Origin of the sequence: Burkholderia savannae, from assembly GCF_001524445.2 — a bacterium.
GTDB classification, from domain to species: Bacteria; Pseudomonadota; Gammaproteobacteria; order Burkholderiales; family Burkholderiaceae; genus Burkholderia; species Burkholderia savannae.
Genome location: NZ_CP013417.1, coordinates 2,714,101 through 2,739,293, shown reverse-complemented (window position 1 = coordinate 2,739,293; position 25,193 = coordinate 2,714,101). Strand labels below are relative to the sequence as shown.

The 25,193-nt window shown below is 65.5% G+C and carries 23 protein-coding genes and 1 tRNA gene; 21 read left to right on the top strand and 3 right to left on the bottom strand.

The genetic code is table 11. The features are described 5' to 3' along the window. Window positions 1–7: 7 nt before the first annotated feature. Together pssA and WS78_RS13510 are read left to right on the top strand one after the other, a co-directional pair. The gene (pssA, locus tag WS78_RS13520) at window positions 8–880 is read left to right on the top strand and encodes a CDP-diacylglycerol--serine O-phosphatidyltransferase (protein WP_038747289.1); all 873 of its coding nucleotides are present in this window, start codon (window positions 8–10) and stop codon (window positions 878–880) included. Window positions 881–1,251: 371 nt separating this feature from the next. After that, the gene (locus tag WS78_RS13510) at window positions 1,252–2,799 is read left to right on the top strand and encodes a 2-isopropylmalate synthase (protein ID WP_038747284.1); all 1,548 of its coding nucleotides are present in this window, start codon (window positions 1,252–1,254) and stop codon (window positions 2,797–2,799) included. Window positions 2,800–2,927: 128 nt separating this feature from the next. On the opposite strand, the gene WS78_RS13505 is transcribed toward WS78_RS13510, so the two are convergent. From WS78_RS13505 to WS78_RS13495, 3 genes are all read right to left on the bottom strand, one after another. Continuing rightward, a complete protein-coding gene (locus tag WS78_RS13505) occupies window positions 2,928–4,463 on the bottom strand; it encodes a SulP family inorganic anion transporter (RefSeq protein WP_059574627.1) in 1,536 nt (511 codons plus the stop codon). 54 nt (window positions 4,464–4,517) lie between these two features. Then, window positions 4,518–5,153: a carbonic anhydrase gene (locus tag WS78_RS13500; RefSeq protein ID WP_038747279.1), complete on the bottom strand. Its 636-nt coding sequence runs from the start codon at window positions 5,151–5,153 to the stop codon at window positions 4,518–4,520. A gap of 436 nt (window positions 5,154–5,589) precedes the next feature. Then, complete coding sequence (locus WS78_RS13495; RefSeq protein WP_038747277.1) at window positions 5,590–6,102, bottom strand: hypothetical protein; 513 nt, start codon at window positions 6,100–6,102, stop codon at window positions 5,590–5,592. Window positions 6,103–6,405: 303 nt separating this feature from the next. Here WS78_RS13495 and WS78_RS13485 point away from each other — a divergent pair, with 303 nt between their 5' ends. The 19 genes from WS78_RS13485 (at window position 6,406) to nuoL (ending at window position 25,187) form a co-directional block, all read left to right on the top strand. Continuing rightward, the gene (locus WS78_RS13485) at window positions 6,406–7,680 is read left to right on the top strand and encodes a branched-chain amino acid ABC transporter substrate-binding protein (protein WP_059574624.1); all 1,275 of its coding nucleotides are present in this window, start codon (window positions 6,406–6,408) and stop codon (window positions 7,678–7,680) included. Between the two features lie 106 nt (window positions 7,681–7,786). Beyond that, on the top strand, window positions 7,787–8,056 hold the full coding sequence (rpsO, locus tag WS78_RS13480) for a 30S ribosomal protein S15 (RefSeq protein ID WP_038747271.1): 270 nt from the start codon (window positions 7,787–7,789) through the stop codon (window positions 8,054–8,056). 299 nt (window positions 8,057–8,355) lie between these two features. Further along, on the top strand, window positions 8,356–10,497 hold the full coding sequence (gene pnp / locus WS78_RS13470) for a polyribonucleotide nucleotidyltransferase (protein ID WP_038747269.1): 2,142 nt from the start codon (window positions 8,356–8,358) through the stop codon (window positions 10,495–10,497). Between the two features lie 115 nt (window positions 10,498–10,612). Then, a complete protein-coding gene (locus WS78_RS13465; protein WP_059574622.1) occupies window positions 10,613–11,632 on the top strand; it encodes an NAD(P)H-quinone oxidoreductase in 1,020 nt (339 codons plus the stop codon). Window positions 11,633–11,691: 59 nt separating this feature from the next. Next, entirely contained in the window at window positions 11,692–12,492 is an 801-nt protein-coding gene (gene tpiA / locus WS78_RS13460) for a triose-phosphate isomerase (protein WP_197419469.1), read from the top strand. An 84-nt stretch (window positions 12,493–12,576) separates the two neighbouring features. Next, the gene (gene secG, locus WS78_RS13455) at window positions 12,577–12,954 is read left to right on the top strand and encodes a preprotein translocase subunit SecG (RefSeq protein WP_038747374.1); all 378 of its coding nucleotides are present in this window, start codon (window positions 12,577–12,579) and stop codon (window positions 12,952–12,954) included. A 107-nt stretch (window positions 12,955–13,061) separates the two neighbouring features. After that, window positions 13,062–13,146 (top strand) — tRNA-Leu (locus WS78_RS13450). 155 nt (window positions 13,147–13,301) lie between these two features. Continuing rightward, window positions 13,302–13,661, top strand: coding sequence for an NADH-quinone oxidoreductase subunit A (locus WS78_RS13445; RefSeq protein WP_004186624.1), 360 nt, complete (start codon window positions 13,302–13,304; stop codon window positions 13,659–13,661). 62 nt (window positions 13,662–13,723) lie between these two features. Beyond that, window positions 13,724–14,203 carry a NuoB/complex I 20 kDa subunit family protein gene (locus tag WS78_RS13440; protein WP_004186402.1) on the top strand — a complete coding sequence of 160 codons (480 nt, stop codon included), beginning with the start codon at window positions 13,724–13,726 and terminating at the stop codon, window positions 14,201–14,203. A 20-nt stretch (window positions 14,204–14,223) separates the two neighbouring features. Beyond that, a complete protein-coding gene (locus WS78_RS13435) occupies window positions 14,224–14,826 on the top strand; it encodes an NADH-quinone oxidoreductase subunit C (RefSeq protein ID WP_038747263.1) in 603 nt (200 codons plus the stop codon). A gap of 9 nt (window positions 14,827–14,835) precedes the next feature. Continuing rightward, on the top strand, window positions 14,836–16,089 hold the full coding sequence (locus tag WS78_RS13430; protein ID WP_038747262.1) for an NADH-quinone oxidoreductase subunit D: 1,254 nt from the start codon (window positions 14,836–14,838) through the stop codon (window positions 16,087–16,089). Window positions 16,090–16,257: 168 nt separating this feature from the next. Next, entirely contained in the window at window positions 16,258–16,743 is a 486-nt protein-coding gene (gene nuoE / locus WS78_RS13425) for an NADH-quinone oxidoreductase subunit NuoE (RefSeq protein WP_038747259.1), read from the top strand. Continuing rightward, complete coding sequence (nuoF, locus tag WS78_RS13420) at window positions 16,740–18,050, top strand: NADH-quinone oxidoreductase subunit NuoF (RefSeq protein ID WP_038747256.1); 1,311 nt, start codon at window positions 16,740–16,742, stop codon at window positions 18,048–18,050. The genes nuoE and nuoF overlap by 4 nt, the downstream gene beginning before the upstream one ends. A gap of 82 nt (window positions 18,051–18,132) precedes the next feature. Then, the gene (gene nuoG, locus WS78_RS13415) at window positions 18,133–20,463 is read left to right on the top strand and encodes an NADH-quinone oxidoreductase subunit NuoG (protein ID WP_038747253.1); all 2,331 of its coding nucleotides are present in this window, start codon (window positions 18,133–18,135) and stop codon (window positions 20,461–20,463) included. After that, a complete protein-coding gene (nuoH, locus tag WS78_RS13410) occupies window positions 20,464–21,528 on the top strand; it encodes an NADH-quinone oxidoreductase subunit NuoH (protein ID WP_038747250.1) in 1,065 nt (354 codons plus the stop codon). Between the two features lie 15 nt (window positions 21,529–21,543). Then, window positions 21,544–22,032: an NADH-quinone oxidoreductase subunit NuoI gene (gene nuoI / locus WS78_RS13405; protein ID WP_038747248.1), complete on the top strand. Its 489-nt coding sequence runs from the start codon at window positions 21,544–21,546 to the stop codon at window positions 22,030–22,032. Between the two features lie 109 nt (window positions 22,033–22,141). Then, window positions 22,142–22,798 (top strand): NADH-quinone oxidoreductase subunit J, encoded by a 657-nt coding sequence (locus WS78_RS13400; protein WP_038747247.1) that lies wholly within the window; start codon window positions 22,142–22,144, stop codon window positions 22,796–22,798. Between the two features lie 17 nt (window positions 22,799–22,815). Beyond that, window positions 22,816–23,121 carry an NADH-quinone oxidoreductase subunit NuoK gene (nuoK, locus tag WS78_RS13395; protein WP_004185739.1) on the top strand — a complete coding sequence of 102 codons (306 nt, stop codon included), beginning with the start codon at window positions 22,816–22,818 and terminating at the stop codon, window positions 23,119–23,121. A 17-nt stretch (window positions 23,122–23,138) separates the two neighbouring features. Beyond that, entirely contained in the window at window positions 23,139–25,187 is a 2,049-nt protein-coding gene (nuoL, locus tag WS78_RS13390; protein WP_059574620.1) for an NADH-quinone oxidoreductase subunit L, read from the top strand. The last annotated feature ends 6 nt before the right edge of the window (window positions 25,188–25,193 follow it).

Below are 25,193 nucleotides of genomic sequence, written 5' to 3'. Positions count from 1 at the left end.
CGTATCGATGGCCGCATTCAAACCGCGCCGGCCGCGCAACGGCAACGCTCCGTGGCCGAGGTCGTTTCGTCACAACAAATCGGTCGCGCAGGACGTCGCGCCCGTCGAGAGCCGGCGCGCCGCGCGCCAGCAGTTCCTGAGGACGCGCGGCATCTATCTGCTGCCGAACGCGTTCACGACGGCCGCGCTCTTCTGCGGCTTCTTCGCCGTCGTGCAGGCGATGAACGTGCGCTTCGAAACCGCGGCGATCGCGATCTTCGCCGCGATGGTGCTCGACGGGATGGACGGCCGCGTCGCGCGCATGACGCACACGCAGAGCGCGTTCGGCGAGCAGTTCGACAGCCTGTCCGACATGGTGTCGTTCGGCGTCGCGCCCGCGCTCGTGATGTACGAGTGGGTGCTGAAGGATCTGGGCCGCTGGGGCTGGCTCGCCGCGTTCGTCTACTGCTCGGGCGCCGCGCTGCGCCTCGCGCGCTTCAACACGAACATCGGCGTCGTCGACAAGCGCTTCTTCCAGGGGCTGCCGAGCCCGGCCGCCGCGGCGCTGATCGCGGGCTTCGTGTGGCTCGCGACCGACAACCGCGTGCCGATGAAGCTCGGCTGGCTGCCGTGGGTCGCGTTCGCGCTGACGGTCTACGCGGGCGTGACGATGGTGTCGAACGCGCCGTTCTACAGCGGCAAGGCGCTCGACGTGAGGCACCGGGTGCCGTTCGCGGCGATCCTGCTCGTCGTCGTCGCGTTCGTGCTCGTGTCGTCCGATCCGCCGCTGATGCTGTTCGGCCTGTTCGTGCTGTACGGATTGTCCGGCTACGTGTTCTGGGCCTATATGGCCGTGCGCGGCCGCGCCAATCCGGCGCGCTCGTCGCAGCGGGAGCACTGACGCGCGCTTGCGCGCCGGAATGAGCCCGGTTCGCGCCCGGTTCCTGCCGGAAGCGCACCCGAGACGGCGGCCCGCGGGGCCGCCGTTTTGTTGCGCGAGTCTTGCCCGGGCGGCGCGCGGCGCGGTGTTCCGGCCCTCGGAAAGCCGCCGATTGCGCGCGGCCGGGAATGCCGCTATATTCGACGCCATGACCGCATTTTCCCGCCTCTCCCTTCTTCTAGCCGGTGCGCCGCTACGCGCGCTAGCGCTAGCGCGCCTGCCGCGCTGACCGTTTTCGCCCTCCGTCGAGCTTCGTCTGCTGTCTAGCGTCGCCTGCGGTGGCGGCGCGAGCTTCATCACGTGTGTTTCCCCATTCGACACCTGGAGTCCCCATGACAGACAAGCTGATCATTTTCGACACGACGCTGCGCGACGGCGAGCAATCGCCCGGTGCGTCGATGACGAAGGAAGAGAAAATCCGCATCGCGAAGCAGCTCGAGCGCATGAAGGTCGACGTGATCGAAGCCGGCTTCGCGGCCAGCTCGAACGGCGATTTCGACGCGATCCAAGCGATCGCGTCGCAAGTGAAGGACAGCACGATCTGCTCACTCGCGCGCGCGAACGACAAGGACATCCAGCGCGCGGCCGACGCGCTCAAACCTGCGGACAGCTTCCGGATTCACACGTTCATCGCGACGTCGCCGCTGCACATGGAGAAGAAGCTGCGGATGACGCCCGACCAGGTGTACGAGCAGGCGCGTCTCGCGGTGCGCTTCGCGCGCAAGTTCACCGACAACATCGAGTTCTCGCCGGAAGACGGCAGCCGCTCCGACATGGATTTCCTCTGCCGCGTGCTCGAAGCGGTGATCGCCGAGGGCGCGACGACGATCAACATCGCGGATACGGTCGGCTACGGCGTGCCGGAGCTGTACGGCAACCTCGTGAAGACGCTGCGCGAGCGCATCCCGAACTCGGACAAGGCGATCTTCTCGGTGCACTGCCACAACGATCTGGGGATGGCGGTCGCGAACTCGCTCGCCGGCGTGAAGATCGGCGGCGCGCGCCAGGTCGAATGCACGATCAACGGCCTCGGCGAGCGCGCGGGCAACACGTCGCTCGAGGAAATCGTGATGGCCGTGAAGACCCGCAAGGACTATTTCGGTCTCGAGCTCGGCATCGACACGACGCAGATCGTGCCGGCGTCGAAGCTCGTGTCGCAGATCACCGGTTTCGTCGTGCAACCGAACAAGGCGGTCGTCGGCGCGAACGCGTTCGCGCACGCGTCGGGCATCCACCAGGACGGCGTGCTGAAGGCGCGCGACACGTACGAGATCATGCGTGCGGAAGACGTCGGCTGGACCGCGAACAAGATCGTGCTCGGCAAGCTGTCGGGCCGCAACGCGTTCAAGCAGCGCCTGCAGGAGCTCGGCGTGTCGCTCGACAGCGAAACCGAGTTGAACGCCGCGTTCGCCCGCTTCAAGGATCTCGCCGACCGCAAGGCCGAGATCTTCGACGAGGACATCATCGCGATCGTCACCGAGGAGGAATCGGCGCTCGCGCACGAGCACGAGCACTACAAGTTCGTGTCGCTCGCGCAGCGCTCGGAGACGGGCGAGCGGCCGCAGGCGAAGGTCGTGTTCGCGGTCGACGGCGACGAAGTGGCGGGCGAGGCGAGCGGCAACGGTCCCGTCGACGCGACGTTCAACGCGATCGAGACCGAAGTCGGCAGCGGCGCCGAGCTGCTGCTGTATTCGGTCAACGCGATCACGACGGGCACGCAGGCGCAGGGCGAAGTGACGGTGCGCCTGTCGAAGAGCGGGCGGATCGTCAACGGCGTCGGCACCGATCCGGACATCGTCGCGGCGTCGGCGAAGGCGTACATCGCCGCGCTCAACAAGCTGTATTCGAACGTCGACAAGCTGAATCCGCAGCGCGCGTGACGCGCGATACGCGAGCGCGGCGGCATCGCCGCCGTGCCGCGAACGAACGACGCCCCGCGGGCCGATGGCCTCGCGGGGCGTTTTTTTTACTGCGCGACGGGCCGGCGCATGCCGGCCGGCCCAGGCGCTTACTGCGTCGTCGGGCTGCGGAAGAACGAGCGCAAGCCGCCGCCGCGCGCGTGCTGAACCTGGCGCCGGTAATCGACCGTGATCTCGCGCAGCGGCGCTTCCGCGACGAACGCGTCGATCATCTCGCGCACGTCGTGGTCGATGTAGTCGGCGCGGGTCGCGTCGATGATGACGACCGCGCGATCCGGAATCTGCGCGAGATATTGCTTGATCTGCACCTTGCCGAGGAACGACACGTCCTTGCGGAACGACAGCAGATAGTGGTCGTCGTGCTGCGCGAGCGTCGCCGGGCTGCGCAGATTCGCGCACGCGACGGCCAGCACGCAGCACGCGAGGCCGAGCGCGATGCCGGCGAGGAGGTCGATCGCGAGCACGCCTGCGATCGTCACCGCGAAGGGCAGGAATGCACCCGGGCCCTGCTTCGCGACCGACGTGAAGAGCGCCGGCTTCGCGAGCTTGAAGCCCGTGTGGATCAGGATCGCCGCGAGGCTCGCGAGCGGGATCAGGTTCAGCAGCCCGGTGAGCGCGAACACGCTGACGACGAGCATCATGCCGTGCACGATCGCGGACATCCGGCTTTGCGCGCCTGCATTCACGTTGACCGAGCTGCGCACGATCACCGACGTGATCGGCAGGCCGCCGATCGCGCCCGCGACGAGGTTGCCGATGCCTTGCGCCTTCAGCTCGCGATTCGGCTGCGACGGCCGGCGTTTCGGATCGATCTGCTCGACCGCTTCGAGGCTGAGCAGCGTCTCGAGGCTTGCGACGACGGCAATCGTGATCGCGATGCGCCACACGTCCGGGCTCAGCAGGTACGCGAAGTTCGGGCCGAGGTCGACGGTCTTCAGCGCATTGCCGAGCGCGGCGAACGAAGCGAGCTCGGGCAGCGCGACCCGGTGCTCGGCGGGCGGCGCGAAATTCGGCGAGACGAAGCCGAGCAGAACCGTGGCGCCGATGCCGAGGATCACGACGGCGAGCGGCGCGGGCACGAGGCGCACGAACGCGAAGCGGCGCATCGCGCGGGTCTCCCACACGGCGAGGAGCGCGAGCGACGCGAACGCGATCGCGCTCGACGCGAGCACCGCGTGGCCCGGTGAGTCGCCGTCGCCCGACAGGCCGAGCGCGAACGGCATCTGCTTGACGATGAGCAGGATGCCGATGGCGGCGAGCATGCCTTTGATCACGGGCGACGGCACGTATGCGGCGAACCGGCCGGCCTTCAGGAGACCGAAGCCGAACTGGATCACGCCTGACAGCAGCACGGCGAGCAGGAACGCCTGGAAGCTGCCAAGCTGCGCGATGCCGTCGACGACGATCACGACGAGGCCCGCGGCGGGGCCGCTGACGGATAGCGGCGAGCCGCTCAGCACGGCGACGATGAGGCCGCCGACGATGCCGGACACGAGGCCCGCGAACGGCTCGACGCCGGATGCGTTGGCGATTCCGAGACAGAGCGGCAGCGCGACGAGGAACACGACGGTGCCGGCCACGAAGTCGCGCGGAAACGTGGAAAAGTAAGCGCGTAGATTCTTCATAGTGAACGGAGAAAAACGGGTTGAGGCTTGAGTGCGTGCGGCGGTGCGGGCCTATCAGGCGGCCGCCGCTTCTGCGCGTTCGGCTTGCGGCGCCGGTTCGGCGGCCGCGTAGCCGGACGCGAGTTCCTTGAGACGCCCGTCGGCGAGCGAGAAGATCCAGCCGTGCACGAGCGGGGCGGGATCGGCGTCGCGGATGATCGGCGAGCTGCGCAGCAGGCGGACCTGCTCGAGCACGTTGAGCTCGGCGAGCCGGTCGGCGGCCTGGTCGGGCGGCACGCCGTCGAGCTCCGCGCGATGGCGGCCGGCGAGCGCGCACAGCGGCGCGATCCGGCGGTTCACGTGCGGCAGCTCGTGCGACGGCGGCAGCAGCGACGCGCGCACGCCGCCGCAGCCGTAGTGCCCGCAGACGATCACGTGATCGACCTTCAGCACCTTGACCGCGTACTCGAGCACGCTCGCGCAGTTGTCGTCGTCGGGCTGGAAGATGTTCGCGATGTTTCGGTGAACGAATAGTTCGCCTGGCGCGCTCTGCGTGATGGTTTCGGCCGGCACGCGGCTGTCGGCGCAGCCGATCCACAGCACGCGCGGATTCTGGCCGCGCGACAGCGTGTCGAAGAAGTCGGGCGAGCGCTCGGACGTCTCGCTGGCCCAGGCGATATTGGCGACGAGCATGCTTTTCGGGCGATTCATTGAGGATTCCTTCTTATGCGTGCGGTAGCGGCGACGCAAACATGCATCGGCGCGGAACCATTGGCTTTCTAAATTGAAAGGTTGTTGTGTGTGATATTAGGGGGAACTTGTAATCGGAAGTTCAATTTGAAATATTCTGTTGCAATTTATTTTCAGGGATAGGGCGATTGCACCAACCGTGAAAAGCAAACGGCTGGAAAGAGTGCATGTCGCACCGAAATGGGCGTGAGACGCCCGTCCAGCGGGGATGGGGCGGCAGGGGATTTTTGGGATTTTGATTTCATCGACGCGATAACCACGATATTGCCGCGTCATGAAAGATGACAAAAATTTTAAAAAGCTAATCTGAAAATGATAAAAAAGTCATTTAAGAGCCCGCGTGCATTAAATGACTTCCCGAAAGGGGGGCGCCGGCCGGGCGGCCGGCGGCGGGGGATCAGAACAGCGAGCGGCGGTCGGGATCGTGCAGCGGATCGGGCGTCTTCTGCGTGAGGCGCAGGATGCCGTTGTCGTCGAAGTAGAAGCTGTAGAGCATGTACCAGACGTTGTCTTCGAGGTAGCGATAGGTCCAGACTTCGCGCTTCATCAGCGGAAAGTACGACGTCTCGACCGGACGGCCGAAGTTCACGAGCACGTCGGTCTTGGTCCACTTGCCGATCTCGGCGCGGTAGAACTCGAGCGGTTGCAGCACCTGCCGAACGTTGACGATCCTGCCGTGAGCGTCGATGTCGGCGGCCGTCGTGACCTCGCCCATCGGCTGGGTCGGCCACATCAGGCGTTTGCCGCCGTTCGGCAGATCGTAGACTTCGCGCGGCGGCCCCATCCGAGCGACGATCGCCGACGAATCCTCTCCGGCGCGAAACTGCTGCCACGGCTGCGCGCAGCCGGCGAGAAGCGCCGCCGCGCAAGCGAACAGAACCGGGAGACGAGCGAGCATACGTTTCTCCATGAGGCGGGGATGGCGACGTTTTATCACGGCGGGCCACCGCGTGCGCGTACCGGCCCGGAAAAGTTTGCGCGGCCCGGCATCCGCGGCGGAACGGCGCGGCGAAAGCGATGCCGCGGTTTCGGGCGGCCTCCGGAGCCGAGGGCGGGCGCGGCGGGCCGCGGCCGAGGCGTTGTCCAGCCGACCGTTCGGACGGTCGATGTCCGCCGGCATTCCTCGCGTCGTGCGCTCGTGCGGCTTGCCGGCCCGCCGGGCGCTCGCCTATGATCCAGCGCTCGACGAACCGACTGCGCAGGAAATCACGCAATGTCTTCCTATTGGATGCGTTTTGCCGCCGCCGCCTCGGCGGCGCTTTCATTGGCGATGCCGTTGCCCGCGTCGGCCGGCGCGACGGGCGAGCCGATCCGGATCGCGCTCGTCGAGGGGGTGTCGGGACCGTTCGCGAACGCGGGCGCGGCGGTCGAGCGCAATCTGCGCTTCGGCGTCGAACGCGTCAACGCGCAAGGCGGCGTGCGGCTGCGCGACGGCGTCCATCCGCTCGAACTCGTCGTGCTGGACAGCAAGGGCGGCGTCGAGGAAGCGCTCGTCCAACTGCGCGCCGCGACCGACAAGGGGATCGGTTTCGTCGCGCAGGGCAACGGCTCGGCCGTCGCGGCGGCGCTCGTCGCCGCGCTCGATAAGCACAACGTCCGCGATCCCGGGCATCGCGCGCTGTTCCTCAACTATTCGGCTGACGATCCCGCGCTGACGGGGCGCGATTGCAGCTTCTGGCACTTCCGCTTCGACGCGCATGCCGGTATGCGAATGGATGCGCTTGCCGACGTGCTCGCGCGCGACCGCGCGGTGGGGAAGGTTTATCTGCTGAATCAGGACTACAGTTTCGGGCGCGACGTCAGCGCGCTCGCGCGTGCCGCGTTGAGCGCGCGGCGTCCGGACATCGCGATCGTCGGCGACGAGTTTCATCCGATCGGGCGCGTGAAGGATTTTTCGCCGTACGTCGCGAAGATTCGTGCGAGCGGCGCGGACGCGGTCGTCACGGGCAACTGGGGCAACGATCTGACGCTGCTCGTGCGCGCGGCGCGCGAGCAGGGGCTCGCGACGAAGTTCTACACGTTCTACGGCAACAGCCTCGATGCGCCGGCCGCGCTCGGCGACGCGGGCGTGAAGCGCGTGCTCGCCGTGGCCGATTGGCACCCGAATGCGGGCGGCGCGCAGTCCGACGCGTTCTACCGGGCGTTCCGCGCGCGTTTCCCGGCGCCGCGGGACGACTATCCGGTGCGGCGGATGAGCGAGATGATCGAGATGCTGGCCGCGGCGATGACGCGCGCGGGCTCGGCCGATCCGGTCGCCGTCGCGAAGGCGCTCGAGGGAATGCGGTACGACGACGGATTCCATCCGGCGCAGATGCGCGCGGCCGATCATCAATTGATTCAACCCCTTTATGTGATCGAAATGGACCGCGTCGGCGCGCCGGGCGTGCGTTTCGACAACGCGGGCTCGGGCTACGGCTTCCGGACGGTGCTCGAGCTGCCGCCCACGCGGGGCGCGGCGTCCGCCGCTTGCCGTATGAAACGCCCGTGAAAGGCGGGCTTCGCCGGCCGAGCGACCTGTGCTACAATTTGCGCCGGTTGTAAATCACGGCACGGCCTTTCTTCCGTGTCCGCCTGTTCAGTCGAAAGGAAATCAAATGTCTGTTGCTGATATCAAGAAGTCGGAAGTCGTTGCTCAGTTCGCGCGCGGCACCAACGATACGGGCTCGCCCGAAGTGCAGGTCGCGCTGTTGACGGCGCGCATCACGGAACTGACGGGTCACTTCAAGACCCACGCGAAGGATCACCACAGCCGCCGCGGCCTGCTGCGCATGGTGAGCCGCCGTCGCAAGCTGCTCGACTACCTCAAGGGCAAGGATGCCGACCGTTACCGCGCGCTGATCGAGAAGCTGGGTCTGCGTAAGTAATCGGGGCGTTGCTCGCCTCAGCAAGATGCCTGTGTCAGTCTGCTGATACAGGCATTTTGTTTTTTCGCGGCATGCACGATGCTTGCCGCCGGGCTGTCGAAGCCCACAACCGGCCAGGCGCACAAGGGTTGAGCTTTGTGTCATTCCAGCGCGCTGTTCGCGTCCCGCTCGACGCCGGGCGGCGAGCACGGCGCTGGAATGGCATAAAAAACACACCTCTTCCCATGTGGCCCGGTCGCGCTGCCGCCGTGCCGGCTTTGTCCGCGCACGGCGTCCGATAACGAACGAAAGGAGCGACCATGTCTCTGTTCAACAAAGTCGTGAAGGAATTCCAATGGGGCCAGCACAAGGTGCGCCTCGAAACCGGCGAGATCGCGCGCCAGGCTAGCGGCGCCGTGCTCGTCGATATCGAGGACACCGTCGTCCTCGCGACCGTCGTCGGCGCGAAGTCGGCGAAGCCGGGCCAGGATTTCTTCCCGCTCACCGTCGACTACATCGAGAAGACCTACTCGGCAGGCAAGATCCCGGGCGGCTTCTTCCGCCGCGAAGGCCGTCCTTCGGAGCACGAAACGCTGACCTCGCGCCTCATCGACCGTCCGCTGCGCCCGCTCTTCCCGGAAGGCTTCTATAACGAAGTGCAGGTCGTGATTCACGTGCTGTCGGTGAACCCGGAAATCCCGGCCGACATCCCGGCGCTGATCGGCGCATCGGCCGCGCTCGCCGTGTCCGGCCTGCCGTTCAACGGCCCGGTCGGCGCCGCGCGCGTCGCATACGTGAACAACGAATACGTGCTGAACCCGACGCGCGAGCAGATCAAGGCGTCGCGCCTCGACCTCGTCGTGGCGGGCACGGAGCGTGCGGTGCTGATGGTCGAATCGGAAGCGGAGCAACTGCCTGAAGACGTGATGCTCGGCGCGGTCGTGTTCGGCCACGAACAGATGCAAACCGCGATCGACGCGATCCACGAGCTCGTGCGCGAAGGCGGCAAGGCCGAGTGGGACTGGCAGCCGGTGCCGAAGGACGAGGCGCTCAACGCACGCGTGACCGAGCTCGCCCAGCCGGAACTGCTCGCCGCTTACCAGATCCGCGACAAGCAGGCGCGTTCGACGAAGCTGAAGGAAGTGTACGCAGCGACGTCGGCGAAGCTGGAAGAAGAAGCGACGGCGGCCGGCACGGTCGCGGCCGACAAGGCAACGGTCGGCAACATCCTGTTCGACCTCGAGGCGAAGATCGTTCGCGGCCAGATCCTGAGCGGCGAGCCGCGCATCGACGGCCGCGACACGCGCACTGTGCGCCCGATCGAGATCCGCACGGGCGTGCTGCCGCGCACGCACGGCTCGGCGCTGTTCACGCGCGGCGAGACGCAGGCGCTCGTCGTCGCTACGCTCGGCACGAAGGGTGACGAGCAGATCATCGACGCGCTCGAAGGCGAGTACCGCGAGCGCTTCATGCTCCACTACAACATGCCCCCGTTCGCGACCGGCGAAACGGGCCGCGTCGGCTCGCCGAAGCGCCGCGAAATCGGCCACGGCCGCCTCGCGAAGCGCGCGCTCGTCGCGTGTCTGCCGAGCGCCGACGAATTCGGCTACTCGATCCGCGTCGTGTCGGAAATCACCGAATCGAACGGTTCGTCGTCGATGGCGTCGGTGTGCGGCGGCTGCCTCGCGCTGATGGACGCCGGCGTGCCGATGAAGGCGCACGTCGCGGGCATCGCGATGGGCCTGATCCTCGAAGGCAACAAGTTCGCGGTGCTCACCGACATCCTCGGCGACGAAGATCACCTCGGCGACATGGACTTCAAGGTGGCCGGCACGGCCGACGGCGTGACCGCGCTGCAGATGGACATCAAGATCCAGGGCATCACGAAGGAAATCATGCAGGTCGCGCTCGCGCAGGCGAAGGAAGGCCGCATGCACATCCTCGGCAAGATGAAGGAAGCGGTCGCCGGAGCGAACACGCAGCTGTCGGAATTCGCGCCGCGCATGATCACGATCAAGATCAACCCGGAAAAGATCCGCGACGTGATCGGCAAGGGCGGCTCGGTGATCCGCGCGCTGACCGAAGAGACCGGCACGACGATCGACATCTCGGATGACGGCGTCGTGACGATCGCGAGCACGAACAGCGAAGGCATGGCCGAAGCGAAGAAGCGCATCGAGAACATCACGGCCGAGATCGAAGTCGGTCAGGTGTACGAAGGCACCGTGCTGAAGCTGCTCGATTTCGGCGCGATCGTGAACCTGCTGCCGGGCAAGGACGGTCTGCTGCACATCTCGGAGATCGTCAACGAGCGCGTGAAGGACATCAACGACTACCTGAAGGAAGGCCAGCAGGTGAAGGTCAAGGTGATCCAGACAGACGAAAAGGGTCGCGTGCGTCTGTCGGCCAAGGCGCTGCTGAACGAGGCGGCGGCTCAGACGGACACGCCGCCGCAGCAGTAAGCGGCGACGCAACGGCCGGCAGCGCGAAGGCGCGCCGGCCGTTTTTCATAGGATGGACCGGTTTGCGGAGCGCGCATCGCGTGCGCAAACCCGTCACGATCTTGGAGCGACGTGCATGAAAGCGATCGAAATCACCGAATTCGGCGCGCCCGACGTGCTGAAGCTGACGGAGCGGCCGCAGCCGGAGCCGAGGCGCGGCGAGGTGCTGATCAAGGTGGCGGCGTCCGGCGTCAACCGTCCGGACGTGTTCCAGAGAAAGGGCGCTTATGCGCCGCCTCCCGGCGCATCGGATCTGCCGGGCCTCGAGGTCGCCGGCGAGATCGTCGGCGGCGATCTTTCCGACCCCGCGGCGAACCCGTTCGGCCTGAAGCTCGGCGACCGCGTTTGCGCGCTGCTCGCGGGCGGCGGCTACGCGCAATACGTGGCCGCGCCGCTCGCGCAGTGCCTGCCGGTGCCGAGCGGATTGACCGACGTCGAGGCCGCCTCGTTGCCGGAAACGTTCTTCACCGTGTGGAGCAACGTGTTCGATCGCGCGCAACTGGGTGCGGGCGAAGGCGGCGCGCAGGAGACGCTTCTCGTGCAGGGCGGCTCGAGCGGCATCGGCGTGACGGCGATCCAGATCGCGCATGCGCGCGGTTTTCGCGTGTTCGCGACGGCGGGCACCGACGACAAGTGCCGCGCATGCGAGAAGCTCGGCGCGGAGCGCGCGATCAACTACAAGACCGAGGATTTCGTCGAGGTCGTGAAGTCGCTCACGCACGATCGGGGCGTCGACGTGATCCTCGACATGGTCGCGGGCGCGTACGTGCCGCGCGAGCTGACGGCGCTTGCCGACGGCGGCCGGCTCGTCGTGATCGCGCTCCTCGGCGGGGCGAAGTCGGAGATCAACCTCGCCGAGATCCTGCGGCGGCGTTTGACGATCACGGGCTCGACGCTGCGGCCGAGGCCCGTCGAATTCAAGGCGCGCATCGCCGCGCAGCTGAAGGCGCATGTGTGGCCGCTCATCGAGGACGGGCGCGTGAAGCCCGTCGTCTATCGAGCGCTGCCGGCCGCGCAGGCCGCGGACGCGCATGCGCTGATGGAGAGCAGCGAGCACGTCGGCAAGATCGTGCTCGATTGGGGTGCGAACGCTTGACATCGGTCGTTTGACCGGTTCTCGAGCGCCGCAGTAAAATCGCGAGTTCGCTTCGCCAGATGAACACGACGCCCGGCTTCGGTGCGTCCACGACGAGACAAACGATGTCGAAACAAAGAATCAAGCGGGTGATCGGCAACTGGAAGATGCACGGTCGCCTGAGCGGCAACCAGGCGTTGCTGAACGAAGTCGCGCAGGGCGCGCAAGCGGTGGGCGATAACGTCGGCATCGGCGTGTGCGTGCCGTTCCCGTACCTCGCGCAAGCGCGGGCGCAGCTTCAGGGCGGCCGCGTCGCGTGGGGTGCGCAGGACGTGTCCGCGCACGAGCAGGGCGCCTACACCGGCGAAGTCGCGGCAGGCATGGTGGCGGAGTTCGGTGCGGCTTACGCGATCGTCGGGCACTCGGAGCGCCGTGCGTATCACGGTGAATCGAACGAGACCGTCGCGGCGAAGACGCAGCGCGCGCTCGCTGCGGGTCTGACGCCCGTCGTGTGCGTCGGCGAGACGCTCGCCGAGCGCGAGGCGGGCGCGACCGAGCCGGTCGTCGGCGCGCAACTCGACGCGGTGCTCGCGGCGCTGTCCTCGGACGAGGCGGCGCGCATCGTCGTCGCGTACGAGCCCGTCTGGGCGATCGGCACGGGCAAGAGCGCGACGGCCGAGCAGGCGCAGCAGGTGCACGCGTTCCTGCGCGCACGGCTCGCGGCGAAGGGGGCGGCGCACGTGTCGCTGCTGTACGGCGGTAGCGTGAAGGCCGACAACGCGGTCGAACTGTTCGGCCAGCCCGATATCGACGGCGGCCTGATCGGCGGCGCGTCGTTGAAGAGCGGCGATTTTCTGGCGATCTGCCAGGCAGCGCAGTAAGCGTTCGCACGACGCGGGCGCGCGAAGAATAGCGGGGCGGCCGGCGGGTGCGCCGATTGCTTGAAACCAAACAGGTGAATGTATATGCCGTACTTGAAAGTCTTGATTATCGTGGTCCAACTGCTGTCCGCGCTCGGCGTGATCGGCCTCGTGCTGCTGCAGCATGGCAAGGGCGCGGATATGGGTGCCGCGTTCGGCAGCGGGGCGTCGGGCAGTCTCTTCGGTGCGACGGGCTCGGCGAACTTCCTGTCGCGCACGACGGCCGTTCTGGCGACGATCTTCTTCGTCGCGACGCTCGCGCTGACGTACCTCGGCTCGTACAAGTCGGCGCCGTCGGTCGGTGTGCTCGGTGCGGCTCCCGCGCCCGCGGCGTCGTCGGTTGCGGCATCGCAGGCGCCCGCGGCATCCGCGCCGGCCGCCGTGTCGGCCGCGTCCGCGCCTGGTCAGGACGTGCCGAAATAAATTCAAAAAATTCGCGCTTGTGCGTTGAACAATTTGAGGAAGCGGGTTAGAATTTAAATCTTGAAGCGATTCGCGGGATACAAAGTTCTTCCCGGGTTGCATGCAGTGCCGACGTGGTGAAATTGGTAGACACGCTATCTTGAGGGGGTAGTGGCGAAAGCTGTGCGAGTTCGAGTCTCGCCGTCGGCACCAAAGTTACTCAATGCCAGCCGCTTCGTGTGGCTGGCATTTTTCATTTCTGGGCTACCCTTGCGCTCGGCTTGGGTTCTCCGGTAGTCCGAAATGATCCTTTCCCCGGAACGGTGTTATTCTCCGGAACGCTCGGAACCAACCAATAGAGGATAGCCTTGAACCTCGCAGCCTATTACCCCGTCTTGTTGTTCCTCCTGGTGGGCACTGGTTTAGGTATAGCGCTGGTCAGCATCGGCAAGATCCTCGGTCCCAACAAGCCCGACAGCGAGAAGAACGCGCCCTACGAGTGCGGCTTCGAGGCGTTCGAGGACGCGCGCATGAAGTTCGACGTGCGCTACTACCTCGTTGCGATTCTGTTCATCATCTTCGATCTCGAAACCGCGTTCCTGTTTCCGTGGGGCGTTGCCCTGCGCGAGATCGGCTGGCCCGGTTTCATCGCAATGATGATTTTCCTGCTCGAATTCCTGCTCGGCTTTGCCTATATCTGGAAGAAGGGCGGCCTCGACTGGGAGTGACGGGCTAATCGCCGGTTTGCATGGGCGGCCACGCGTCGCCGCCTGTCTGGAGTGGAAAGCAAATGAGTATCGAAGGGGTCTTGAAGGAAGGGTTTGTCACCACGACGGCTGACAAGCTGATCAACTGGACGCGTACCGGCTCGCTGTGGCCGATGACGTTCGGGCTCGCGTGCTGCGCAGTGGAAATGATGCATGCGGGCGCCGCCCGCTACGACCTCGACCGGTTCGGCGTCGTGTTTCGTCCGAGCCCGCGTCAATCCGACGTGATGATCGTCGCGGGTACGCTCTGCAACAAGATGGCGCCCGCGCTGCGTCGCGTCTACGACCAGATGGCCGAGCCGCGCTGGGTGATCTCGATGGGGTCGTGCGCGAACGGCGGCGGCTACTACCACTACTCGTATTCGGTGGTGCGCGGCTGCGATCGGATCGTGCCCGTCGACGTCTACGTGCCGGGCTGTCCGCCGACCGCCGAGGCGCTCGTCTACGGTGTGATCCAGCTGCAGGCGAAGATCCGCCGCACGAGCACCATCGCCCGTCAATAAAGCATCGAGCACCCCACAACATGGCAAGCAAAATCGAGACCCTCAAGGCGAACCTCGAAGCCGCGCTCGGCGCGCGCGTGGTGAGCCTCGTAGAAGCGGTTGGCGAGCTCACGCTCGTCGTGAAGGCGAACGATTATTTCGAAGTCGCGAAGCAACTGCGCGACGATCGCTCGCTCGGCTTCGAGCAACTGATCGACCTCTGCGGCGTCGACTATCAAACCTACGGCGACGGGGCCTACGAAGGGCTGCGTTTTGCCGCCGTCCTGCACCTGCTGTCGGTCGCGAACAACTGGCGCCTGCGCGTGCGCGTGTTCGCGCCCGACGACGATCTGCCGATCGTGTCGTCGGTCGTCGATGTCTGGAGTTCGGCGAACTGGTACGAGCGCGAAGCGTTCGACCTCTACGGCATCGTGTTCGAAGGCCACCCGGACTTGCGCCGCATCCTCACCGACTACGGCTTCATCGGTCACCCGTTCCGCAAGGATTTCCCGGTTTCCGGCTACGTCGAAATGCGTTACGACCCGGAAGAGAAGCGCGTCGTGTACCAGCCGGTGACGATCGAGCCGCGCGAAATCACACCGCGCGTGATCCGCGAGGATCGCTATGGCGGTCTGAAACATTGAGAGGGCGTCATGGCTGAAATCAAGAACTACACGCTCAACTTCGGTCCGCAACACCCGGCGGCGCACGGCGTGCTGCGCCTCGTGCTTGAGCTCGACGGCGAAGTGATCCAGCGCGCCGATCCGCACATCGGCCTGTTGCATCGGGCGACCGAGAAGCTTGCCGAAAACAAGACGTTCATCCAGTCCGTGCCGTACATGGATCGTCTCGACTACGTGTCGATGATGGTGAACGAACACGGCTACGTGCTCGCGATCGAGAAGCTGCTCGGCATCGACGTGCCGGAGCGCGCGCAGTACATTCGCGTGCTGTTCGACGAAATCACGCGCGTGCTGAACCACCTGATGTGGATCGGCGCGCACGCGCTCGACGTGGGCGCGATGGCGGTATTCCTCTATGCGTTCCGCGAGCGCGAAGATCTGATGGACGTGTACGAGGCCGTGTCCGGCGCGCGCATGCACGCCGCGTACTATCGCCCGGGCGGCGTCTATCGCGATCTGCCGGACGCGATGCCGCAGTACAAGGCGTCGAAGATCCGCAACGAGAAGGCGCTCGCGAGGATGAACGAAGCGCGCCAGGGCTCGGTGCTCGACTTCATCGACGACTTCTTCACGCGCTTCCCGAAGTGCGTCGACGAATACGAAACGCTCCTGACCGACAACCGGATCTGGAAGCAGCGTCTCGTCGGCATCGGCGTCGTGACGCCGGAACGTGCGCTGCAGCTCGGCCTGACGGGTCCGATGATCCGCGGCTCCGGCATTGCATGGGATCTGCGCAAGAAGCAGCCGTATGAAGTGTACGACCGCCTCGACTTCGATATCCCGGTCGGCGTGAACGGCGATTGCTACGACCGTTATCTCGTGCGTGTCGAGGAAATGCGCCAGTCGACGCGTATCGCGAAACAGTGTATTGAGTGGCTTCGTAAGAATCCCGGTCCAGTGATCACCGACAATCACAAGATCGCGCCGCCGTCGCGTGTCGGCATGAAGACGAACATGGAGGATCTGATCCACCATTTCAAGCTCTTCACGGAAGGTTTTCACGTGCCCGAAGGCGAGACGTATGCGGCCGTCGAGCACCCGAAGGGCGAGTTCGGCATCTATCTCGTGTCGGACGGCGCAAACAAGCCGTATCGCCTCAAGATCCGTGCACCGGGCTACGCCCATCTGTCCGCGCTCGACGAAATGGCGCGCGGGCACATGATCGCCGACGCCGTCACGATCATCGGTACGCAGGACATCGTGTTCGGCGAAGTCGACCGCTGACGGTCGCGCCGCTCGCGGGCCCGGCCGGGCCGCGCGCGGCGAGTCACACGCGGCGCGCGCCTCGGGCTCGCCGTCGCAACAAGCTGTCAACAGTGAGCGCCAGGTCTGCCGCATCGGTCATGCGGCAGGTTGTTCGTGCGGTAGGAATTGAAAGAGTCGTGTCTGAAAATGATCTCAGCTGAAGGCCTGAAAGAAATCGATCGAGCGATCGCGAAGTACCCCGCCGATCAGAAACAGTCCGCTGTGATGTCGGCGTTGGCCGTCGCTCAGGAAGAGCATGGCTGGCTGTCGTCCGAACTGATGCAGTTCGTCGCGGACTATCTCGGCATGCCGGCCATTGCGGTCCAGGAAGTCGCGACGTTCTACACGATGTACGAGCTCGCGCCCGTCGGCAAGCACAAGATCACGCTCTGCACGAACCTGCCGTGCCAGCTCGGGCCGCACGGCGGCGCCGAAGCGACGGCCGACTATCTGAAGCAGAAGCTCGGCATCGATTTCGGCGAGACGACGCCCGACGGCAAGTTCACGCTGAAGGAAGGCGAGTGCTTCGGCGCGTGCGGCGATGCGCCGGTGCTGCTGCTCAACAACCACAAAATGTGCAGCTTCATGAGCCGCGAGAAGATCGACCAGCTGCTTGAGGAGCTCTCGAAATGACGTCCCTCCACGATCGTCACATCAAACCGCTGATCCTCGCCGGCCTCGACGGCGAGAACTGGCATCTCGAAGACTACGTCGCGCGCGGCGGCTACAAGCAGCTGCGCCGCATCCTCGAAGAAAAGATTCCGCCCGAGCAGGTGATTGCCGACGTGAAGGCGTCGGGGCTGCGCGGCCGCGGCGGCGCGGGTTTCCCGACCGGCCTGAAGTGGAGCTTCATGCCGCGTCAGTTCCCGGGCCAGAAGTATCTCGTCTGCAATTCGGACGAAGGCGAGCCGGGCACGTTCAAGGATCGCGACATCCTGCGCTGGAATCCGCACGCGCTGATCGAAGGCATGGCCATCGGCGCATACGCGATGGGCATCACCGTCGGCTACAACTACATCCACGGCGAGATCTTCGAAGTGTATCGGCGCTTCGAAGCGGCGCTCGAGGAAGCGCGCCGCGCGGGCTTCCTCGGCGAGAAGATCATGGGCTCGGATTTCTCGTTCCAGCTGCACGCGCACCATGGTTACGGCGCGTACATCTGCGGCGAGGAAACCGCGCTCCTCGAATCGCTCGAAGGCAAGAAGGGCCAGCCGCGCTTCAAGCCGCCGTTCCCGGCGAGCTTCGGCGTCTATGGCAAGCCGACCACGATCAACAACACCGAGACGTTCGCCGCGGTGCCGTTCCTGCTCGCAGTCGGTCCGCAGAATTATCTCGAGATGGGCAAGCCGAACAACGGCGGCACGAAGATCTTCTCGGTATCGGGCGACGTCGAGCGTCCGGGCAACTATGAAGTGCCGCTCGGCACGCCGTTCGCGACGCTGATGGAGCTCGCGGGCGGCATGCGCGGCGGCAAGAAGATCAAGGCGGTGATTCCGGGCGGCTCGTCGGCGCCGGTGATTCCGGGCGACATCATGATGCAGACCGATCTGGACTACGACTCGATCGCGAAGGCGGGCTCGATGCTCGGCTCCGGCGCGGTGATCGTGATGGACGAGACGCGCTGCATGGTGCGTTCGCTCCTGCGCCTGTCGTACTTCTATTACGAAGAGTCGTGCGGCCAGTGCACGCCGTGCCGCGAAGGCACGGGCTGGCTGTACCGCGTCGTGAACCGCATCGAGCACGGCGAAGGCCGCCAGGAAGACCTGGATCTGCTGAACTCGGTCGCGGAGAACATCATGGGCCGCACGATCTGCGCGCTCGGCGACGCGGCGGCGATGCCGGTGCGCGGGATGCTCAAGCACTACTGGGACGAGTTCGCGTACCACGTCGAGCATAAGCGCTGCATGGTCGGCGGCCACGCGCACGCGGCCGCGGCCTGACGGCGCAACCCGATTGCAGAATTCGAGCGCCCGGTCGAGCGGACGCGGGCGAGCGGTAATAGGTTAAGGACCATTCACCATCATGGTTGAACTTGAAATAGACGGCAAGAAGGTCGAGGTGCCCGAAGGCAGCATGGTGATCCAGGCTGCGCACAAGGCGGACACGTACATTCCTCACTTCTGCTATCACAAGAAGCTGTCGGTTGCGGCCAACTGCCGGATGTGTCTCGTCGAAGTCGAGAAGATGCCGAAGGCCGTGCCCGCGTGCGCGACGCCCGTCTCGGCCGGCATGATCGTCCATACGCAATCCGACAAGGCCGTGAAGGCGCAGCAGTCGGTGATGGAGTTCCTGCTCATCAACCATCCGCTCGACTGCCCGATCTGCGATCAGGGCGGCGAATGCCAGCTGCAGGATCTCGCGGTCGGCTACGGCAAGTCGACGTCGCGTTATGCGGAAGAAAAGCGCGTCGTGTTCCACAAGGACGTCGGCCCGCTCATCTCGATGGAAGAGATGTCGCGCTGCATCCATTGCACGCGCTGCGTGCGCTTCGGCCAGGAAATCGCCGGCGTGATGGAGTTCGGCATGCTGGGCCGCGGCGAGCATTCGGAAATCACGACGTTCGTCGGCAAGACGGTCGACTCCGAGCTGTCGGGCAACATGATCGACCTGTGCCCGGTCGGCGCGCTGACGAGCAAGCCGTTCCGCTACAGTGCCCGCACGTGGGAGCTGTCGCGCCGCAAATCGGTGAGCCCGCACGATTCCGTCGGCGCGAACCTCGTCGTGCAAGTGAAGAACAACCGCGTGATGCGCGTGCTGCCGTTCGAGAACGAAGCCGTCAACGAGTGCTGGATCTCGGACAAGGACCGCTTCTCGTACGAAAGCCTGAACAGCGACGAGCGCCTGACCAAGCCGATGATCAAGCAGGGCGGCGAGTGGCGCGAAGTCGACTGGCAGACCGCGCTCGAATACGTCGCGCGCGGCCTGAAGGGCATCAGCGACGACCACGGCGCGTCCGCGCTCGCCACGCTCGCGAGCCCGCACAGCACGGTCGAGGAACTGTTCCTGCTCAAGCAGCTCGCGCACGAGCTGAAGACGCCGAACGTCGACTTCCGTCTGCGTCAGACCGATTTCTCCGCGGCCGCGCAAGGCGCGCCGTGGCTCGGCATGCCGATCGCCGATCTGTCGGATGTCGATGCCGCGCTCGTCGTCGGCTCGTTCCTGCGTCGCGATCATCCGCTCTTCGCGGCGCGTCTGCGCCAGGCGGCGAAGAGCGGCGCGAAGCTGCACCTGCTGCACGCGACGGGCGACGACGCGCTGATCCCCACCGCGCAACGCATCGTCGCCGCGCCGTCGGCATGGCTCGACACGCTTGCGGGCATCGCGGCCGCCGTCGCGCAGGCGCGCGGCGTCGCGCTGCCGGACGCGCTCGCGGGCGTCGACGCGTCGGCCGCGGCGCAAGCGGTCGCGCAATCGCTCGTCAACGGCGAGCGCCGCGTCGTGCTGCTTGGCAACAGCGCGGTCCAGCATCCGCAATTCGCGCAGATCCACGCGATCGCGCAGTGGATCGCGGACAACACGGGCGCGACGCTCGGCTTCCTGACGGAAGCGGCGAACACGGTCGGCGCGCACCTCGTCGGCGCGCTGCCGGGCGCGAACGGCCTGAACGCGCGCGACGCGTTCGCGCAGCCGCGCAAGGGCTACGTGCTCCTGAACGTCGAACCCGAATTCGACACCGCCGATCCGGCGCAGGCGATCGCCGCGCTGAAGCAGGCGGAGACGGTCGTCGTGCTGTCGCCGTTCAAGTACGGCCTCGATTACGCGGACGTGCTGCTGCCGATCGCGCCGTTCACCGAGACGGCCGGCACGTACGTGAACGCGGAAGGCCGCGCGCAGTCGTTCAACGGCGTCGTGCGTCCGCTCGGCGACACGCGCCCCGCGTGGAAGGTGCTGCGCGTGCTCGGTAGCCTGCTCGGCCTGCCGAACTTCGAATACGAGACGTCGGAAGAAGTGCGCCTCGCCGCGCTCGGCGACGGCGAGATCGCGCCGCGCCTGTCGAACAAGACCGCGGCGGCGCCGGCGCGCGCGGCCGCGAAGGCGGCCAACGGGGGCCTCGAGCGCCTCGCCGACGTGCCGATCTATCATGCCGACGCGCTGTCGCGCCGCGCGGGCGCGCTGCACCTGACGGCCGCCGCGAAGACGGCGCACAAGGTGGGCCTGCCCGCCGCGCTGTTCGACAAGCTCGGTCTGAAGAACGGCGACGCGGTGCGCGTGCGCCAGGGCGATCGCACGGTGCAGTTGCCGGCCGTGCGCGACGAGAATCTTGCGGAAGCCGTCGTTCGCGTGTCGGCGGCCACGCCTGCCGGCGCAGCGCTCGGCAGCCTGTCCGGTGAACTGGTGGTGGAGAAGGCGTAAATGAGCTTGTTCGATACGATCAACTCGGGCGGAGCCCAGCTTCTCGGCGTCGCATGGCCGACGGTGTGGGCGCTCGTGCGCATCCTCGTCGTCGCCGTCGCGATCCTGCTGAGCGTCGCGTACCTGATTCTGTGGGAGCGCAAGCTGATCGGCTGGATGCACGTGCGTCTCGGTCCGAACCGCGTCGGCCCTGCGGGCCTCTTGCAGCCGATCGCCGACGTGCTGAAGCTGCTGCTGAAGGAAGTGATTCATCCGACGGCCGCGAGCCGCTGGCTGTATCTGATCGCGCCCGTCATGACGGTCGTGCCGGCGTTCGCCGTGTGGGCGGTGATCCCGTTCCAGGCGGGCGCGGTGCTCGCGAACGTCAACGCGGGGCTGCTGTACGCGATGGCGATCTCGTCGATCGGCGTCTACGCGGTGATTCTCGCCGGCTGGGCGTCGAACTCGAAGTACGCGTTCCTCGGCGCGATGCGCGCGGCCGCGCAGATGGTGTCGTACGAAATCTCGATGGGCTTCGCGCTCGTGCTCGTGCTGATGACGGCGGGCAGCCTGAACCTGTCGGAGATCGTCGGCTCGCAGCAACACGGCTTCTTCGCGGGCCACGGCGTCAACTTCCTGTCGTGGAACTGGCTGCCGCTGCTGCCCGTCTTCGTCATCTATTTCATCTCGGGCATCGCCGAGACGAACCGCCACCCGTTCGACGTGGTGGAAGGCGAGTCGGAAATCGTCGCGGGTCACATGATCGACTACTCGGGGATGGCGTTCGCGCTGTTCTTCCTCGCCGAGTACATCAACATGATCGTGATCTCGGCGCTTGCGGCGACGCTGTTCCTCGGCGGCTGGGATGCGCCGTTCGAATTCCTGTCGTTCATTCCGGGCATCTTCTGGCTGGTGCTGAAAGTCTTCGCGCTGCTGTCGGTGTTCATTTGGGCCCGTGCGACGTTCCCGCGCTACCGCTACGACCAGATCATGCGCCTCGGCTGGAAGGTATTCCTGCCGGTCTGCGTGATCTGGGTGATCGTGGTCGGTTTCTGGATGATGTCGCCGCTGAATATCTGGAAATAAGGGGCGGACGAAATCATGACGGCAATCCAACATTTTTTTAAGACCTTCTTCCTGACCGAGCTGCTGAAGGGGCTCGCGCTGACGGGGCGCTACACGTTCAAGCGCAAGTTCACCGTGCAGTTCCCCGAGGAGAAGACGCCGATTTCGCCGCGCTTTCGCGGGCTGCACGCGCTGCGCCGCTACGAGAACGGCGAGGAGCGGTGCATCGCGTGCAAGCTGTGCGAAGCGGTGTGCCCGGCCATGGCGATCACGATCGAATCGGAGACGCGCGCGGACAACACCCGCCGCACGACGCGCTACGACATCGACCTGACGAAGTGCATCTTCTGCGGTTTCTGCGAGGAGAGCTGCCCAGTCGATTCGATCGTCGAGACGCAGATCCTCGAATACCACGGCGAGAAGCGCGGCGATCTGTACTTCACGAAGGAAATGCTGCTCGCGGTGGGTGATCGCTACGAGAAGGAGATCGCGGCCGCGAAGGCCGCCGATGCGCGGTATCGCTAATCCGATGCGCCGGCCCGGGAGCGGGCCGGCAAGCTGCGGCGAAGCCGCGGCACGCCCGGCGGTGCCAGCCAACCGCGCCTGACAATGGCCTAATGATGAACCGGTAATCATGGACTTCACGACCGTACTCTTCTACATCTTCTCGCTGCTCCTCGTGGTGTCGGGGCTGAAGGTGATCACTTCGCGCAACCCGGTGGCGTCTGCGCTCTTCCTCGTGCTCGCGTTCTTCAACGCGGCCGCGATCTGGATGCTGCTCGAGGCCGAGTTCCTCGCGATCCTGCTGGTGCTCGTCTACGTGGGCGCGGTGATGGTGCTGTTCCTCTTCGTCGTGATGATGCTCGACATCAACGTCGACGTGTTGCGCCGAGACTTCAAGCGCTTCGTGCCGATGGCGACCGTGATCGGCGCGATCATCGTCGTCGAGACGGCGCTGATCCTCTGGCGCGGCTACGGCGCGACGGCCTCGCCCGTGCGCGACATGGCCGCGGGCGCGCTCGCCGGCATGCCGAACACGAAGCTGATCGGCAAGGTCATCTACACCGACTACATCTTCGCGTTCGAAATCGCGGGGCTCGTGCTGCTCGTCGCGATCATCGCCGCAGTCGCGCTGACCGCGCAGAAGGGCAAGGACAGCAAGCGCCAGCGCGTGTCCGAGCAGGTGAAGGTGCGCCGCGAGGATCGCGTGCGCCTCGTGAAGATGCAAGCCGACAAGCCGCAGCCGGAAACCGCCGCGAGCGACGCCGCGTCGGGCGGGAACAACGGCTAAGCGGAGGAGAAGAATCTATGTTGACCTTGGCTCATTACCTCGTGCTCGGCGCGATCCTGTTCGCGATCGCGATCGTCGGGATTTTCCTGAACCGCCGCAACATCATCATCATCCTGATGGCGATCGAACTGATGCTGCTCGCGGTGAACACCAACTTCGTCGCGTTCTCGCACTACCTGGGCGACGTGCACGGCCAGATCTTCGTGTTCTTCGTGCTGACCGTCGCCGCAGCGGAAGCCGCGATCGGCCTCGCGATTCTGGTGACTCTGTTCCGTAAGCTCGACACGATCAATGTCGAGGATCTCGATCAGCTCAAAGGTTAATTTCAGGCAACGCTGTTATGTCAACGACACTCAATGAAAACCTGCTGCTGGCGATTCCGCTCGCTCCGCTGGCCGGCTCGCTGATTGCGGGGCTGTTCGGCAACGCGGTGGGCCGCAAAGGCGCGCACCGCGTGACGATTCTCGGCGTCGCGATCTCGTTCATCCTTTCCGCGATGGTGTTCTTCCAGGTGCTGGACGGCGCGAGCTACAACGCGACCGTCTACGAATGGATGAACGTCGGCTCGCTGAAGCTCGAGGTAGGCTTCCTCGTCGACACGCTGACCGCGATGATGATGGTGGTCGTCACGTTCGTGTCGCTGATGGTGCACGTCTACACGATCGGCTACATGTCGGAAGAGGACGGCTATCAGCGCTTCTTCTCGTACATTTCGCTCTTCACGTTCTCGATGCTGATGCTCGTGATGAGCAACAACTTCCTGCAGCTGTTCTTCGGCTGGGAAGCGGTGGGGCTCGTGTCGTACCTGCTGATCGGCTTCTACTTCACGCGTGAGAGCGCGATCTACGCGAACATGAAGGCGTTCCTCGTGAACCGCGTCGGCGACTTCGGCTTTTTGCTCGGCATCGGCCTCATCCTCGCGTACGCGGGCTCGATGAACTACGGCGAAGTGTTCGCGAAGCGCGCGGAACTCGCGGCGCTGCATTTTCCGGGCACCCAGTGGGGCCTGCTGACCGTCGCGTGCATTTGCCTCTTCATCGGCGCGATGGGTAAATCCGCGCAGTTCCCGCTGCACGTGTGGCTGCCCGACTCGATGGAAGGCCCGACGCCGATCTCCGCGCTGATTCACGCGGCGACGATGGTGACGGCCGGCATCTTCATGGTCACGCGCATGTCGCCGCTCTTCGAGCTGTCCGACGCCGCGCTGTCGTTCATCACGGTGATCGGCGCGATCACGGCGCTCTTCATGGGCTTCCTCGGCATCGTCCAGAACGACATCAAGCGCGTCGTCGCTTACTCGACGCTGTCGCAGCTCGGCTACATGACGGTCGCGCTCGGCGTGTCCGCGTACCCGGTCGCCGTGTTCCACCTGATGACGCACGCGTTCTTCAAGGCGCTCCTGTTCCTCGGCGCGGGCTCGGTGATCATCGGCATGCACCACGATCAGGACATGCGCAACATGGGCGGCCTGCGCAAATACATGCCGATCACGTGGATCACGTCGCTCGTCGGCTCGCTCGCGCTGATCGGCACGCCGTTCTTCTCGGGCTTCTACTCGAAGGACTCGATCATCGACGCGGTGAAGCTGTCGCACCTGCCGGGCTCGGGCTTCGCGTATTTCGCGGTCGTCGCGAGCGTGTTCGTCACCGCGCTGTATTCGTTCCGGATGTACTTCCTCGTCTTCCACGGCGAAGAGCGCTTCCGTCATCCGAAGGAATTCGGCAACAACCACGGCGCCGAATCGGCCGCGCATCACGGCCATGATGATGACCATGGTCACGGCCACGCGCACGAACCGCACGAAACGCCTTGGGTTGTCTGGCTGCCGCTCGTGCTGCTCGCGATTCCGTCGGTCGTCATCGGTGCGATCGCGATCGGCCCGATGCTGTACGGCGACTTCTTCCAGCACGGCGTCGCGTTCGACAAGGTGATCTTCATCGGCCAGAACCACCCGGCGCTCGCCGAGATGGCGGAGGAGTTCCACGGCTGGGCGGCGCTCGGTCTGCATTCGATCTCGTCGCTGCCGCTCTGGTTCGCGCTCGCGGGCGTCGTCGTCGCGTGGTTCCTGTACCTGAAGCGCCCGGATCTGCCGGCCGCGATCCGTCGCGCGTTCGGCCCGATCTACACGCTGCTCGACAACAAGTACTACATGGACAAGATCAACGAGGTCGCGTTCGCGAAGGGTTCGGTCGCGATCGGCCGCGGTCTGTGGAAGGAAGGCGACGTCGTGGTGATCGACGGCCTCGTCAACGGCAGCGCGCGCTTCATCGGCTGGTTCGCCGGCGTGATCCGCTTCCTCCAATCCGGTTACATCTATCACTACGCGTTCGCCATGATCATCGGCATGCTGGGGCTCCTGACCCTGTTTGTAACGCTCGGCGGCAAATAAGGCGGG